Raw genomic sequence first — 14,015 nt, forward strand, 5'->3', positions numbered from 1 at the left:
CAGGATGAGGTTGACGCTCCGGGTTCCAACGCTTCCTGCTTGAGCGAGCGTGCTGGGTGCCCTGCCGGTGCGCTCCGGACCGCACTGTCCCGAGAAAGACGAGATCGCCGTGGCCTACGGCCTACGGCGATCTCCGAACCCCCTAGGGGGAATATGGGACAAGTCTACCGAGGACGTGCAGCAGGGATCTCACGGCGGAGCGACGTGAGCAGGCTCGTCCGACGATCCCCGAGCGCGAGCAGCGCTGTCCGGCCCCGCTGGCGTGCGTTTCCAGCGATGACTACCTGTGGTGCCGCTCTTGCCGCACGCCACGGAACTCAGACTCCCGCCTAGGCTGGTGCCGTGACATCTCCCTCGTCGATCGTCTCTAGACCGCCGCGCGCCGCGCTCGCCGCAGTGGCCCTCGTCCTCGTGCTCTGCGCGAGCATCCTCCTGGCCCCGCACGCCCAGGCCGCTGACGCGCTCGCCTCGACCTCCGACGGTGGTGCCGAGCTGTCCGGCGGGTACGCCTGGTTGGCTGCGGCGGCCTTCGTCCTGCTGATCGTCGGGTCGGTCGGACGCATCATCGGCATGCGGATGCTCTACAAGAACCGGAAGGCGCGGAAGGACCGCGAGACCGACGGCCTCTGAGCCCTCCGCGGATCGCGTCTCGCCGCACACCGCTGGCCCGCTGGCGCGGACGAGCCTCACCGCGAGCGGACCATCCCGCTCGCCTCGCCTCGCCTCGCCTCACGCCGACCCGGCGAGCAGCTTCCTGATGCGCTTCTCGCTGACGGGCCCGTCCGTGCCGAGCTGCTGGGCGAAGAGCGAGACGCGCAGCTCTTCGATCATCCAGCGGGCCTGGCTCAGCTCGGCGGCACGGGCCGGGTCTGGCCGGCCTGCTGCGTAGGCGGCCCGGGCCGCGTCGTAGGCCTCTTCGACGTCGTGCACCTTCCACGCGAGCTCGGCGTCGCGGTTCGGGTTGCTCGCGGCCTTCTCGAGCCTGTACGACGCCGCCCGCAGATACCTGGCGAGGTGCGGCAGGCGGTCCGGCGGGGTCGCAGCCACAAAACCGTCGTAGACGAGCCCGGCCACGTGGTCGCGGACGTCGGCGAGGGTGTTGAGCAGCGCGAGCGAGCTCGACGACCGGATCTCGCCGTCGACGGTCCGCGCCGCTGTGAGTGCCGCGACGACGTGCCCGACGACCGTGTAGATCTCCTCTTCGAGCGCCTTCTTCACAGCTGCGCGGGTCGCCGTGTACGTCGCGAGGTCTCGGATCTGACCAGCCTCCGGGGTGAGGTGCTGGACAGCGGCGAGCTGGAGGTCGGCGACGAGCGCGCCCGTGTTCTTGTACGGGCTCGCGGCGAGGGTCAGCGACTGGGTCCCCGACCACCGTGACGTCACCCGCGACTGCTGGAGGGCTGTCTCGCCGAGGATCAGCCTGCGGACCCCGCGCGTGTGCTCGGCCTGCTGGCGTGACGCGTCGGCGAGCACCCGCAGGGCGACGGTGGTGGTCGCCCCTGAGCGCTCTTCGACGAGGGCGGGGTACCCGCGCACGACCATGCCACCGGGTCCGGGCGTGTCGACCTGGGACGGGAGCACCCCGTCGGGCAGGGCCGACGGCCAGGTGGCGAGCGAGGCGACCTCGGCGACGGTGACACCTGTCGGGGCGTCGGGCGTCGCGGTCCGCGGTGCTGCCGCAGGTGCGGGAGCCCCTGTCCCGCCGGGGACGCCCCCGGCACTCGCACCCTTCGCGGCCGCAGCCGCCTCCTGCTGCGCCTCGCGCAGCGCTGTGCCGACGGCACTCTTGACCGCCGAGCGGACAGCAGCCTGCGACTGCGCGGCGAGCCGGCGCTGGAGCGCGACGAGGTCCTTGGACTCGTCGAGCACCACCTGCCCGCGCGGTCCGGAGCCGCTGCCGCGCTCTTCGAAGACCCGGAAGGTCATCCGCAGATGGCCGGGGAGCTTCTCGCGGTCCCAGGCGTCGTCGGGCACGTCGACGTCGCGCAGCGCCTTGACCGCCCGGGTGAAGGCCTGCTCGTAGGACTCGGCCATGTCACCGGCACGCGTGATGTCACCCCACGACGGGGTGTTCGCCCGGATCCATGCGACGACACCGCGGGCGACGTCGGGCGCAGGGACCAGCTGGACGCGGACCGGCTTGGGCAGGGCGCGGATGGTCGCGGTCGTCAGCTCGTCGAGCAGACCGGGGACCATCCAGTCGAAACCGTCGGGCACCACGCGGTTGAGCACCGAGATCGGGATGTGCACGGTGACGCCGTCGGCGTCCGTCCCGGGCTGGAACTGGTAGGTGAGCGGGAGCGTGAGGTCGCCCTGGACCCACTCCTGCGGGAAGTCCTCGGCCGAGACCTCGACTCCCTCGGGGACGAGCAGGTCGAGGGTGAAGGTCAGCAGCTCGGGGTCGTCGCGGCGTGCGGACTTCCACCACTGGTCGAAGTGCCGTGCCGAGACGACCGAGGCGGGCACGCGCTCGTCGTAGAAGGCGAAGAGCGCATCGTCGTCGACCACGAGGCCACGCTGGCGCGAGCGGGCCTCGAGCTCGGCGGCCTCGTCGAGCAGGCGGCGGTTGTCGGCGTAGAAGGTGTGGTGGGTGGTCCACTCGCCCTGGACGAGGGCGTGGCGGATGAACAACTCGCGGGCCTGCTCCGGGTCGACCTTGGAGAACAGCACCTTGCGGTCGGCGACGATCGGCACGCCGTAGAGCAGCACCTTCTCGATCGCCTGCGCAGCACCCTGCTTGCTCGACCAGTGCGGCTCAGAGTACGTGCGCTTGACCAGGTGCGCGGCGAGCTCCTCGGCCCACTCGGGCTGGATCTTCGCGACGTCGCGGCCCCACAGGCGCGAGGTCTCGACGAGCTCGCCCGCCATCACCCACACCGGCGGCTTCTTGGCGAGGCCCGAGCCGGGGAAGATCGCGAAGCGGGCACCGCGCGCACCGAGGTACTCGTTCCGCGCGAACTTCTTGGCCCGGCGGTCGGCCGCGGTCTCCCGGCCCTTGACGGCCGAGGCCTTGACCTCGGTGGCCTCCTGCATGCCGATCTGCGAGAGCAGCCCGGCGAGCAGCGACTGGTGGATCGTGTCGCCGTCCCAGGTCTGGCGCAGGTCGAGCTCGGACACCCCGTCATCGAGCCTGGACGCGACGGTGCTGCCCTGCGCCTCGGGTCCGACGGTCCCGCCGGCTCCGCCCGAGCGGCGGCCGGGTGCATTCATGACGATGCCGAGGGGCTTGGACATCTCGCGCAGCTGACCGACGACGTCCTGCCACTCCCGGATCCGCAGGAAGTTGAGGAACTCCGCCCGGCACAGCCTGCGGAAGGCCGACGACGACAGGTCACGCTGCTGACCCCGCACGTACTCCCAGAGGTTGAGGTACGTGAGGAAGTCCGAGGTCGGGTCCGTGAAGCGGGCGTGCTGCTGGTCGGCCTGAGCGCGCTGCTCGGTCGGACGCTCGCGGGGGTCCTGGATCGACAGCGCCGCCGCGATGATCATCACCTCGCGGGCAGCGCCGCGGCGCCCGCCCTCGACGATCATCCGGGCCAGGCGCGGGTCCATCGGCAGCTGGGCGATGGCCCGGCCGGTCTCCGTGAGACGCGTCCCGCCACCGGCGCCGAGGGCGTCACGGTCTGATCGTGACGGCTGCTCGGTCGAGAGGTCACCCTGCGTGCCGTCAGCACCTGCGGGGGTGCCGGTGCCCTCGGAGGAGGGGCCGGCGGTCCGTGTCTGGCTCGCCTCGGACCGGGCTCCGCGCCTCTCGGGCTTGCGGGTCTCGAGCGCACCCAGCTCGGTGAGCAGCTGGACGCCGTCGCGGATGGCCCGGGTGTCGGGAGGCTCGACGAAGGGGAACTTCGCGACGTCGTCGGGGGTGCGGACCACGCCGACGGAGATCATCTGCAGCAGCACGGAGGCGAGAGACGTGCGCAGGATCTCGGGCTCGGTGAACTCCGGACGCGAGAGGAAGTCGTCCTCGGAGTACAGCCGGATCGCGATGCCGTCGGCGACACGGCCGCAGCGACCCGATCGCTGGTTGGCCGAGGCCTGCGCGATCGGCTCGATCGGCAGGCGCTGCACCTTGGTCGCCTTGGAGTAGCGCGAGATACGGGCTGTGCCGGGGTCGACGACGTACCGGATGCCCGGGACCGTCAGCGAGGTCTCGGCGACGTTGGTCGAGAGCACGACGCGCCGGCCCGGGTGCGCCTGGAACACGCGGTGCTGCTCGGCGGCCGAGAGGCGGGCGTAGAGCGGCATGATCTCGACGTGGTCGGGGCGTCGCGGGTCGTTGACACGAGCACCCAGATGGCTCGCGAGGGCGTCCTGGGCGTCGAGGATCTCGCGCTCGCCCGAGAGGAACACGAGGATGTCTCCCGGACCGGCCGCGCACAGCTCGTCGACGGCCTCGCAGATGCCCGTCATGAGGTCGCGCTCCGCACCCTTCTTGGCCGAGGAGTCCTCGGGCGTCAGCGGGCGGTACCGGATCTCGACGGGGAAGGTGCGGCCGGTGACCGAGACGACCGGCGCCATGGGGACGTCGTCGGCGGTCTCGTCGGCTGACTGCTGCGAGGCCTGCTGAGCCGTCGGGACGGTGGCCTCCGCCGCACTGACGACAGCCGGCGCACCCGCGGCGTCGCGCGGCGCGAAGTGCCGGGCGAACCTGTCGGAGTCGATCGTCGCCGACGTGATGATGACCTTGAGGTCCGGGCGCTGCGGCAGCAGCTGCGTGAGGTACCCGAGGATGAAGTCGATGTTGAGGGAGCGCTCGTGAGCCTCGTCGATGATGAGCGTGTCGTAGGCGAGCAGCTGCGGGTCGCGCTGGATCTGCGCGAGCAGGATGCCGTCGGTCATCACCTTGACGAGGGTGTTCTCCGACGACGTGTCGGTGAACCGCACCTGGTAGCCGACGATCTCCCCGAGTGGCGTGCCGATCTCCTCGGCGATGCGCTCGGCCACCGTGCGCGCCGCGATACGACGAGGCTGGGTGTGGCCGATCTGCCCGGCACGGCCGCGGCCGAGCTCGAGGGCGATCTTCGGCAGCTGCGTGGTCTTGCCCGACCCGGTCTCACCCGCGACGATGACCACCTGGTTGTCGCGGATCGCCGCAGCGATGTCTTCTCGGCGCGCCGAGACGGGCAGCTGCTCGGGGAAGGTGATCGGGGGAAGCTCGACAGCCGTGCGGGCGGCGGCGGCGCGAGCGAGCTTGCCGTGGTCGACGCGCGGCGTGCTGCCGCGGCGACCGGAGCCCTTGCCGCGACCCTCCTTCGCGCCCTGTGCCCGCGTGCTCTGTGCCCGCGCGCCCTGCGCCTTCGTGCCCTGTGCGATCGCGCCCTGTGCCGGTTCGCCGCGACCGGTCGGGCTGGCAGACGTCTCGTCGTGAGGTGTCGACGAGGTCCCTCGACCGCGTCCACCACGCCGGCGTCGACCGCCGTCGCGGCGCGCGGGCGCACCGGAGGGAGCGTCCTGCGGGTCTGGGGAGTTCGGTGCCGTGCTCACAACCCACCATCCTCCCAGGCGCCGCCAACTCTTTTCGTCCAGGAGCGGTGGACAGCCCCCGAGAGGTCCCGTCCATGTGGCACGACCCACCCCCGCCTGACCGCGAGGTCGTACAGACACGCCAGAACAGGCGCCGGAGGGCGGTGTTCTGGCGTGTCTGTACGACCTGGGTGCAGCGGGTGCGACCTGGTGCGGGTCGGGGTCAGTCCCGGCTGAGCTGGAGCGGCGCGAAGAACGCCAGGCTCACCGCGAGGAGGCCGCCTCCGAAGAGCAGGAACTCGAGGTCGGGCGTCGTGAAGGCGAGCGCCATCAGGTACATGCCCAGCAGGAACAGGGCGAGGGTGACGACGAAGGTGATGCCACGCATGGGGGTCCTCCAAGACTGAGATTCTGCTGGCAACGGTAGCAGGATGTGACGTCCTGTCAGGGGTCATGGTCTGACAGCAGCGGTCATGGTCCGGCCAGTCCGGCTGGCGAGCCAGGGTCTGGTCAGAGGCCCAGCGTCTTCTTGTACGAGAGCGCGAAGGAGGTGACGCCGCCGCCGAGGCTGTCGATGCACACGCGACGCCTGTCGAGCCCACCGACGGCAGGGCACGTGCCATCCATCGCGCGCAGCTCGTCGAGGACGGCCTCAGGCTGGTCGGAGGTATCGAGGTGGACCTCGAGCCAGCAGCCGCCCGACGCGCACCAGACGCTGCTCTCGTCCACGACCACCCCGTCGGGAAGGTCGACCTGGTCGGCCGACGGGACCGCAGACTCGTCGATCTCCACGAGCACGAGGGGCACCACCACGACGAGGCCGAGGATCACGACGACCGTGCCGACGGCACCCAGGACCGCTCTGCTGACCGCTCTACGTCCTCGCACGCTGCCCCCGAACGCCTCGTCACCGCGCTGACCTGCAGGTCTCATCGTCTCTCACCTCGGGCTGCGTCGTCGACGGCCACCCCGGGTTCCGCGACGGTCTTGACCTCTCCGACGATCGCCCCTACTCTCCATGTAATCGGTTCCATGGAAACGATTACACGGCTGGCGCACCGCAGCGTCAGACGACCGAGCTCACCGAGGAGTCCGCATGTCGACGCCGACGATCCGCGATGTCGCCGCCCGAGCAGGGGTCTCGGTGGCCACAGTCTCGCGCGTCCTCTCCGAGGATCCCCGCACCTCCGCCTCGTCCCGCGAGAAGGTCTTCGCCGCCGCGGCCGAGATGGGCTTCCGCCCCAACGCCCAGGCGCGCTCCCTGCGCCGCACCCGCACCGACACCATCGGTGTCCTGCTCTCCGACGTCCGGAACCCCTTCTTCGCCGAGATTGCGCACACAGTCGCCCAGACCGCCCTGGCCTCGGACATCGCGACGCTGCTGTGCAACGCCGACGAGTCGACCGAGCAGCAGGACCACGCCCTCGACCTCCTCGTCTCCCAGCGCGTGGACGGCATCATCGTCACGCCGCAGGGCGACGGCTCCGGGTCGCTGCGCGACGTGCTCAAGCTCGGCCTCCCGGTGGTCTTCGTCGACCGCGTGATCGACGGGGTCGACGTCCCGAGCGTCACCTCCGACAACCGGTCGGGCGTGACAGCCGCCGTCGAGCACCTCGCAGCGCTCGGTCACCGCAGGATCGGTTTTGTCGCCGGACCGCAGGAGACCTCGACAGGGCGCGAGCGCCTCGTCGCCTACCGCGAGGCGATCGCCGCGGCGGGCCTCGACTCCGACCCGGCCCTCGTCTACCAGGGTGACTTCCGCGTCGCCTCGGGCGTCGCCGGGGCGCGTGCCCTGCTCGACCTCGACGACGCCCCGACAGCCCTCGTGGCGGCCGACTCGCTCATGACCTTCGGGGTGCTCCAGGAGTGCCAGGACCGCGGTGTGCGCATCGGCGACGAGGTCTCGGTGATCGGCTACGACGACATCGACTCCTTCAGACTCGTCAACCCGCCGGTCACGGTGATCGCGCACGACCCCGCACGCATGGGGGCCCTCGCCGTCGCCATGATCCGCGATCTGCTCGCCGGTGAGCCCGTCACCTCGGCCGTGCTGGCCTCGAACCTCGTCGAGCGCGCCTCGACCGGACCCGCCAGGAGGAGCGCATGACCGCCGCAGCCCCCGTCCCCGCGAGCGAGCCGTCGCGCAGCCGCACCTCCGTCCCGGCCCCCGCACCTGTGCTCACCCTCGACTCCGTCTCCAAGTCCTTCGGGCCTGTCGACGTCCTCAAGGACATCACCGTCCACGTCCGCCCCGGGCGCGTCCAGGTGCTGCTCGGCGAGAACGGCGCCGGCAAGTCCACGCTCATCAAGATGATGTCCGGGATCTACCAGCCCGACGGCGGCCGCGTGGTCGTCGACGGCAAGGCCGTGCACCTGGGCAGCGTCCGCGACGCCGAGCGCCTGGGCATCGCGACCATCCACCAAGAGCTCAACCTCGTCCCCAGCATGACCGTGGCCGAGAACGTGCTCATGGGCCGTCTGCCCTCGCGCGGTGGTTTTGTGTCGCGACGGACCACCCGCCGGCTCGCTCGCGAGGCCCTCGACAGGGTCCGCCTCGACGTCGACCTCGACACCCCGGTCGGCCAGCTCGGCATCGCCCGCCAGCAGCTCGTCGAGATTGCCAAGGCGCTGAGCCTCAACGCGCGTGTGCTCATCCTCGACGAGCCGACCGCTGCGCTCACCGGGAGCGAGACCGAGGTGCTGTTCGGCGTCGTCGAAGAGCTCCGGCGCGACGACGTCGCCATGGTGTTCATCAGCCACCACCTCGAGGAGATCGCCGCGATCGGCGACGAGGTGAGCGTGCTGCGCGACGGCGCCCTCGTCGCCGAGGTCCCCGCCTCGACTCCTGAGGACGAGCTCGTCCGCCTCATGGTCGGCCGGGACATCACCGAGCAGTACCCGCGCCGCACCCACACCCCGGGCGACGAGGTGCTCCTCGACGTCCGCGGTCTGACCCGGACGGGTGTGCTGCACGGCATCGACGTCCAGGTCCGGGCCGGCGAGGTCGTCGGTGTCGCAGGGCTGGTGGGCGCAGGCCGGACCGAGATGCTGCGCGCGATCGCCGGCGCCGACCCCTACGACTCCGGGACCGTGCACGTCGACGGCCAGCGTCTCGCGCCGCGCTCTGTCGGCAGCGCCGTCGCGGCGGGCATCGGCCACGTCCCCGAAGACCGCAAGGGCCAGGGCCTCGTGCTCGACGCCTCGGTCGCCGAGAACCTCGGCTACGCGACGCTCGCCGCGACCTCGCGCGCAGGCTTCGCCGACCGCAGCGGTCAGCGCAGCCGCGCGCAGGAGGTCGCCACCCGCCTGCGCATCCGCATGCGGGACGTCGACCAGGCCGCCCGCGACCTGTCCGGCGGCAACCAGCAGAAGATCGTCTTCGGCCGCTGGGTGCTCGCCGGCTCGCGCGTGCTGCTGCTCGACGAGCCCACCCGCGGCGTGGACGTCGGCGCCCGCGTCGAGATCTACGAGCTCATCAACGCCGTCGCCGCTGCGGGCGGCGCCGTCCTGCTGGTCTCGAGCGACCTCCCCGAGGTGCTCGGCGTCAGCGACAGGGTCCTGGTGATGAGCGGTGGCCGGCTCACCGGCGAGCTGCCCGCCTCGACCGCCACCCAGGACCAGGTGATGGCCCTGGCCGTCAAGCACGCGGACGACGACGACCACGTCGCCCCCTCCCACGGACCCGAAGGGAGCCCCTCATGAGCGGCTCGAGCACCATCGCCCCCACCAAGCCCTCGACCCAGGAGCGGCGGCTGCGGCTGCCCGGCCTCTCCGGCCAGCTGGCCACGACGCTGCTGCCCTTCATCGGGCTGCTCGTCCTCTGCCTCGTCCTGTTCATCCTCACGCCGAACTTCCTCACCTACGGCAACCTGCTCAACGTCGGCGTGCAGGCCTCGACCATCGCGGTGATGGCCTTCGGCATGACCTTCGTCATCGTGGCCGGGGGTATCGACCTGTCGGTCGGCTCGGTCGCGGCGCTCTCCGGGATGCTGTCGGCGTGGATGTTCGCCACGGCCGACCTCCCCGGCTGGCTCGCTCTCGTCGGCGGGCTGCTCACGGGTCTGGTGGCCGGTGCGGTCTCCGGGTTTGCGGTCGCCTACGGCAGGCTCCCGGCCTTCATCGCGACCCTCGCCATGCTGTCGGTGGCCCGGGGTCTCACCCTCGTGATCTCGGACGGGCGCCCCATCCGTACCTCGCCCGCCGTCTCCTGGCTCGGCAGCGACGTCCTGGGCGTCCCGGTGCCGATCATCGTGCTGGCCGTCGCGGGCGTGGTCACGGCCGTGATCCTCAACAGGACCGTCATCGGTCGCTCGATGTACGCCGTCGGCGGCAACGAAGAGGCCGCCCGCCTGTCCGGCATCCCGGTCAAGCGCGTCCTGGTCACAGTCTTCGCCCTGTCCGGGCTGTTCGCGGCCCTCGCCGGGATGCTCATCGCCGGGCGCCTCGACTCCGCGCAGCCGCAGGCCGCCTCGGGCTACGAGCTCGACGCGATCGCCGCTGTCGTCATCGGCGGGGCGTCGCTCTCCGGCGGTGTCGGGCGGGCCTCAGGGACCCTCGTCGGGGCCCTGATCCTCGCCGTCATCCGCAACGGCCTCAACGTCCTTGGCGTCTCGTCCTTCTGGCAGCAGGTCGTCATCGGACTGGTCATCGCGCTGGCCGTCTTCGTCGACGTGCTGCGCCGCCGCGGCACCCGCAGCTGACCGTCCGGGACTCGGGCCGGGGCGCCTCCGCGCCCTCTGCCGCCACCCATCTCTCCAGTTCCCACACCCCTCCGCAGTTCCCCACCCCCACCTCAAGGAGCGAACGATGACGTTCACCACCCGCGGCCGCCTCGCCGCCGTAGTCCTGACCACCTCCCTCGTCCTCGCCGGCACCGCAGCCTGCGGCCGCGGCGACACCGACGGCGGCGGCTCTGGCGAAGGGTCCGGGAAGTCCGTGACCCTGTCGCTGTCGACCCTCAACAACCCGTTCTTCGTCGACGTCCGCGACGGCGCCCAGGAGGCGGCCGACGAGCTCGGCATCGACCTCACCGTCGTCGACGCCCAGAACGACTCGACAGCCCAGACCGACCAGATCGCCTCGGCGGTGTCCTCGGGCGCCGAGGGGCTGCTCATCAACGCCGTCGACTCCGACGCCGCTGCGGCAGCCGTCGCCCCGGCGCTGTCGGGCGACCTGCCCGTGATCGGTGTCGACAGGACGGTCAACGGCGCCGAGATCACCTCGCTCGTCTCGAGCGACAACGTCGCCGGCGGCAGCCAGGCCGCCGACGCCCTGGCCAAGGCCATCGGCGAGCAGGGCACAGTCATCGTGCTCCAGGGCCAGCCGGGCACCTCCGCCAGCCGCGACCGCGGTGCGGGCTTCACCGAGGGCATCGCTGCCTACCCGGGCATCGAGGTCGTCGCCATGCAGACCGCGAACTTCGACAGGGCGCAGGCCCTCGACGTCGCGACCAACCTGCTCCAGGCCAACCCCGACGTGGTCGGCATCTTCGCCGAGAACGACGAGATGGCTCTCGGTGCGATCCAGGCGCTCGGCGCACGCGCCGGTGACGACGTCCACGTGGTCGGCTTCGACGGCACCGACGACGGCCTCGCAGCCGTCGAGTCCGGGACCCTCGAGGCGACGATCGCGCAGCAGCCCCGCGAGCTCGGTCGCCAGTCCGTCGAGCTCATGGCCGACGTCCTCGCAGGGGAGACTGTCGACAGCGAGGTCCCCGTGGCCGTCGAGACCGTGACGAAGGACAACGTGGGGGACTACCAGTCGTGAACCAGCACACCCGCACCGTCCCCCGGCCCGAGGTGGCCGGGGGACCACCCGCAGCGCACGGCCGGACCGGTGTGGTGGTCGTCGGGTCGGTCAACGCCGACCTGCTCACCACGGTCGACCAGCACCCGCGCCCCGGCGAGACCGTCCTCGGGCGCACCCTCGACGTGCTGCCCGGCGGCAAGGGCGCCAACCAGGCTGTCGCCGCGGCGCAGCTGGGCGCGCAGACCGCCCTCGTCGGGGCCGTCGGCTCCGACCAGTTCGTCGAGCCGGCGCTGGCCGGCCTGCAGGCCGCCGGGGTCGACCTCGGTGCCGTGACGGCGGTCGAGGGGTCCACGGGCATCGCGCAGGTGACGGTCTCGGCAGACGGGGAGAACGCCATCGTCGTGATCCCGGGTGCGAACGCATCCGTGGACGACGTGGTCGTCGACGCCTACGCCGAGCTCGTCGGCGGGGCGGCCGTCGTGGTCGTCCAGGGGGAGATCCCGCGGACGGGCATCGAGGCCGCAGCCCGGCACACCCAGGGGCGTCTCGTCGTGAACCTCGCCCCCGTCGTCGACGTGGACCGCGAGGTGCTCCTGGCGGCCGACCCGCTCGTCGTCAACGAGCACGAGGCGGCTCTGGTGCTCGCGATGCTCGACGCGTCGTCCGGTCTGGGTGAGGCGGCTTCCTCGGGTGCGACGTCGTCTGGGGCAGAGGTTCCGGACAGCGAGGCCACAGGCAGCGCGACCACGAGCGACGCGACCACGGGCAGCGCGCCCGAGGAGACCGAGCCTGAGGAGACCGCGGTCGAGACCGACCGTGACACGGCGGACGACGAGCAGCGTGTCGTCGACGCGCTGCTCGCCCATGGCGTGCCGTCGGTCGTCCTGACTGTCGGGGCTCGTGGCGCGCTCGTCGCGGACGGGTCGGGGACCACCCGCGTCCCGTCTCCGCGAGTCGAGGCCGTCGACACGACCGGCGCAGGAGATGCCTTCGTCGGTGCGCTCGCCTACAGGCTCTCCGAGGGTGACGGCCTCGTCGAGGCCGCCCGGCTCGCTGCCCGCGTCGGCGCGTACGCCGTCCGGGGGAGCGGTGCGCAGCCGTCCTACCCCTGGGCCGGCGACCCGTTGCCCGAGCCCGTCGCGCAGTGCGCAGCCCGTGCAGCGTCCGCCGCGACCTCCGCGGCGCAGGCAGCCGTGGGCGCGACCCGCGCGGGAGCCGACCACCACGAGCCGAAGGACGACCGACGGTGAAGCGCACCGGGCTGCTGAACCCCGACCTCGCGGCTGGTGTCGCGCGCCTCGGCCACGGGCACCTCGTGCTCGTCGTCGACTGCGGGACGCCGATCCCGCCGGGTGCGCGGGTCGTCGACGTCACTGTCGTCGCCGGGGTGCCGAGCTTCGTGCAGGTGCTCGACGCCGTGCTCGACGAGATCGTCGTCGAGGGGTCCGTCGCGGCGAGCGAGTCGGCCGGGACCGTCGTGACCGACTGGTTGGAGGAGCGCGGCCTGAACCCGCAGCTCGTCCCGCACGAGGACCTCAAGGCTCTCTTGCCCGGCGCCGCGCTCGTCGTCCGCACGGGTGAGGCGACAGCCTGGGCCAACGTCGCGCTGCGCTGCGGCGTGCCGTTCTGAGGGATCAGAGCGACCCCGACGAAGGTCAGGTTCTGAGTGCTGCGAGGTAGCGGCGGGTCATGAGGTCTTGAGCGGCGCGGGTGAGCGGACCGCCGATCTTCGCCAGGCGGGTCGCGGGCTGCGAGACGGCTGAGACCGCGAACCTGACCCGACCGTCGTCGGTGGACGACAGCGCGAACTTCTCCAGGCCGCGTTCCGGGTGCCCGGGCAGCGTCGCGTAGGTGAAGCTCTTCAGGCCTGGCTCGTCGACGACCTCGACCACGCGGCAGGGGATCCGGACCGCAGCCTTGCCGAAGCCCAGGTGCAGGAGGACGACGGTCCCGACGACGAGCACGGCGTCGGACGACTGCACGCGCAGCCCCGCACGGCGCTGCACCTGCCAGGAGAACAGCTCGGCTGCGGCGGCGTCGAGGTCGCGGCGGTCGAGGGTGACCACGTGCGAGAAGCGCCGGAACCCGGCCGGCGGGATGGCGTCGACGGCAAGACCGGGTGGCGCCGTGACCTGCGCGGCGCGCAGGTGGGCCTCGGTCCGGGTGGGCAGGGGCGGCACGGGGGCGTCGTGACGTTTCACGGCGTTGCCGACTGTGGGGAGGAGAGGGCGATCACGGCGGTCCGGGGGTCGGGGCACCAGCCGCGGTATGGGCTGGTCCTCTGATGCTAGGACGACGCACCGGGTCACGCCCGGGGTCGTAGGGTGGTGCGATGACTGCTGAGCGCGCTGTCGCGGCCCTCGAGGCTGCCGGGCTGGAGCACACCGTCCGCACGATCGGGAAGGTGTCCTCGCTCGTCGAGGCCGCCGCGGCGCTCGGCGTCGAACCGGCCGGGATCGTCAAGACCCTCGTGGTCCGACGGGCCGAGGACGACTACCTCTTCGTACTGGTCCCCGGCGACCGCTCCATCTCGTGGCCCAAGCTCCGCGCGCTGCTCGGTGTCCAGCGGATGTCCATGCCCGACGCCTCGGTCGCCAAGGCCGTCACCGGCTACGAGCGCGGGACCATCACACCCTTCGGGTCGACGCACCCGTGGCCCGTCGTCGCCGACGAGCGGGTCGTCGGCCCGGTGTCGCTCGGGTCCGGGACCCACGGCGTCGGCATCACCGTCGACGGCCGCGCCGCCGCCGAGGCCCTCGGCGCCCAGGTCGCCGACGTCACCGACCCCGCCTGACCGCTCTCGG

At 72.0% G+C, this 14,015-nt stretch carries 12 protein-coding genes; 8 read left to right on the plus strand and 4 right to left on the minus strand.

Annotation, left to right across the window (positions count from 1 at the left end):
- Positions 1-342: 342 nt before the first annotated feature.
- On the plus strand, positions 343-630 hold the full coding sequence (locus tag ASG53_RS14600; protein ID WP_156382824.1) for a hypothetical protein: 288 nt from the start codon (positions 343-345) through the stop codon (positions 628-630).
- 99 nt (positions 631-729) lie between these two features.
- On the opposite strand, the gene ASG53_RS14605 is transcribed toward ASG53_RS14600, so the two are convergent.
- The 3 genes from ASG53_RS14605 to ASG53_RS14610 form a co-directional block, all read right to left on the minus strand.
- Positions 730-5,484 carry a DUF3418 domain-containing protein gene (locus tag ASG53_RS14605; RefSeq protein WP_056134969.1) on the minus strand — a complete coding sequence of 1,585 codons (4,755 nt, stop codon included), beginning with the start codon at positions 5,482-5,484 and terminating at the stop codon, positions 730-732.
- A gap of 202 nt (positions 5,485-5,686) precedes the next feature.
- Positions 5,687-5,851, minus strand: coding sequence for a hypothetical protein (locus ASG53_RS20160; protein WP_179912050.1), 165 nt, complete (start codon positions 5,849-5,851; stop codon positions 5,687-5,689).
- A gap of 122 nt (positions 5,852-5,973) precedes the next feature.
- Positions 5,974-6,396 carry a hypothetical protein gene (locus ASG53_RS14610; RefSeq protein ID WP_056134972.1) on the minus strand — a complete coding sequence of 141 codons (423 nt, stop codon included), beginning with the start codon at positions 6,394-6,396 and terminating at the stop codon, positions 5,974-5,976.
- 163 nt (positions 6,397-6,559) lie between these two features.
- On the opposite strand from ASG53_RS14610, the gene ASG53_RS14615 reads away from it, so the two are divergent.
- From ASG53_RS14615 to rbsD, 6 genes are all read left to right on the plus strand, one after another.
- Entirely contained in the window at positions 6,560-7,570 is a 1,011-nt protein-coding gene (locus tag ASG53_RS14615) for a LacI family DNA-binding transcriptional regulator (protein ID WP_056134976.1), read from the plus strand.
- Entirely contained in the window at positions 7,567-9,165 is a 1,599-nt protein-coding gene (locus ASG53_RS14620; RefSeq protein WP_156382825.1) for a sugar ABC transporter ATP-binding protein, read from the plus strand. The genes ASG53_RS14615 and ASG53_RS14620 overlap by 4 nt, the downstream gene beginning before the upstream one ends.
- Positions 9,162-10,163, plus strand: a complete 1,002-nt coding sequence (locus ASG53_RS14625; RefSeq protein ID WP_156382826.1) for an ABC transporter permease — start codon at positions 9,162-9,164, stop codon at positions 10,161-10,163. The genes ASG53_RS14620 and ASG53_RS14625 overlap by 4 nt, the downstream gene beginning before the upstream one ends.
- A 106-nt stretch (positions 10,164-10,269) precedes the next feature.
- The gene (locus ASG53_RS14630; protein WP_056134979.1) at positions 10,270-11,229 is read left to right on the plus strand and encodes a substrate-binding domain-containing protein; all 960 of its coding nucleotides are present in this window, start codon (positions 10,270-10,272) and stop codon (positions 11,227-11,229) included.
- Positions 11,226-12,461, plus strand: a complete 1,236-nt coding sequence (locus ASG53_RS14635) for a ribokinase (RefSeq protein ID WP_235533952.1) — start codon at positions 11,226-11,228, stop codon at positions 12,459-12,461. Before ASG53_RS14630 ends, ASG53_RS14635 begins: the two co-directional genes overlap by 4 nt.
- The gene (gene rbsD / locus ASG53_RS14640; protein ID WP_056134982.1) at positions 12,458-12,841 is read left to right on the plus strand and encodes a D-ribose pyranase; all 384 of its coding nucleotides are present in this window, start codon (positions 12,458-12,460) and stop codon (positions 12,839-12,841) included. The genes ASG53_RS14635 and rbsD overlap by 4 nt, the downstream gene beginning before the upstream one ends.
- A gap of 25 nt (positions 12,842-12,866) precedes the next feature.
- Here the strand turns inward: rbsD and ASG53_RS14645 are convergent, their stop codons facing one another.
- The gene (locus ASG53_RS14645; RefSeq protein WP_162246155.1) at positions 12,867-13,412 is read right to left on the minus strand and encodes a DUF1990 family protein; all 546 of its coding nucleotides are present in this window, start codon (positions 13,410-13,412) and stop codon (positions 12,867-12,869) included.
- A gap of 131 nt (positions 13,413-13,543) precedes the next feature.
- On the opposite strand from ASG53_RS14645, the gene ASG53_RS14650 reads away from it, so the two are divergent.
- Positions 13,544-14,005, plus strand: coding sequence for an aminoacyl-tRNA deacylase (locus ASG53_RS14650; protein ID WP_056134988.1), 462 nt, complete (start codon positions 13,544-13,546; stop codon positions 14,003-14,005).
- The last annotated feature ends 10 nt before the right edge of the window (positions 14,006-14,015 follow it).

Origin of the sequence: Sanguibacter sp. Leaf3, from assembly GCF_001425965.1 — a bacterium.
Lineage (GTDB): Bacteria > Actinomycetota > Actinomycetes > Actinomycetales > Cellulomonadaceae > Sanguibacter > Sanguibacter inulinus.

Coding starts and splice junctions, on each gene's coding strand:
- ASG53_RS14625 (WP_156382826.1), top strand. CDS start 9,162: ATGAGCGGCTCGAGCACCATCGCCCCCACCAAGCCCTCGACCCAGGAG.
- ASG53_RS14620 (WP_156382825.1), top strand. CDS start 7,567: ATGACCGCCGCAGCCCCCGTCCCCGCGAGCGAGCCGTCGCGCAGCCGC.
- ASG53_RS14630 (WP_056134979.1), top strand. CDS start 10,270: ATGACGTTCACCACCCGCGGCCGCCTCGCCGCCGTAGTCCTGACCACC.
- ASG53_RS20160 (WP_179912050.1), bottom strand. CDS start 5,851: ATGCGTGGCATCACCTTCGTCGTCACCCTCGCCCTGTTCCTGCTGGGC.
- ASG53_RS14610 (WP_056134972.1), bottom strand. CDS start 6,396: ATGAGACCTGCAGGTCAGCGCGGTGACGAGGCGTTCGGGGGCAGCGTG.
- ASG53_RS14650 (WP_056134988.1), top strand. CDS start 13,544: ATGACTGCTGAGCGCGCTGTCGCGGCCCTCGAGGCTGCCGGGCTGGAG.
- ASG53_RS14615 (WP_056134976.1), top strand. CDS start 6,560: ATGTCGACGCCGACGATCCGCGATGTCGCCGCCCGAGCAGGGGTCTCG.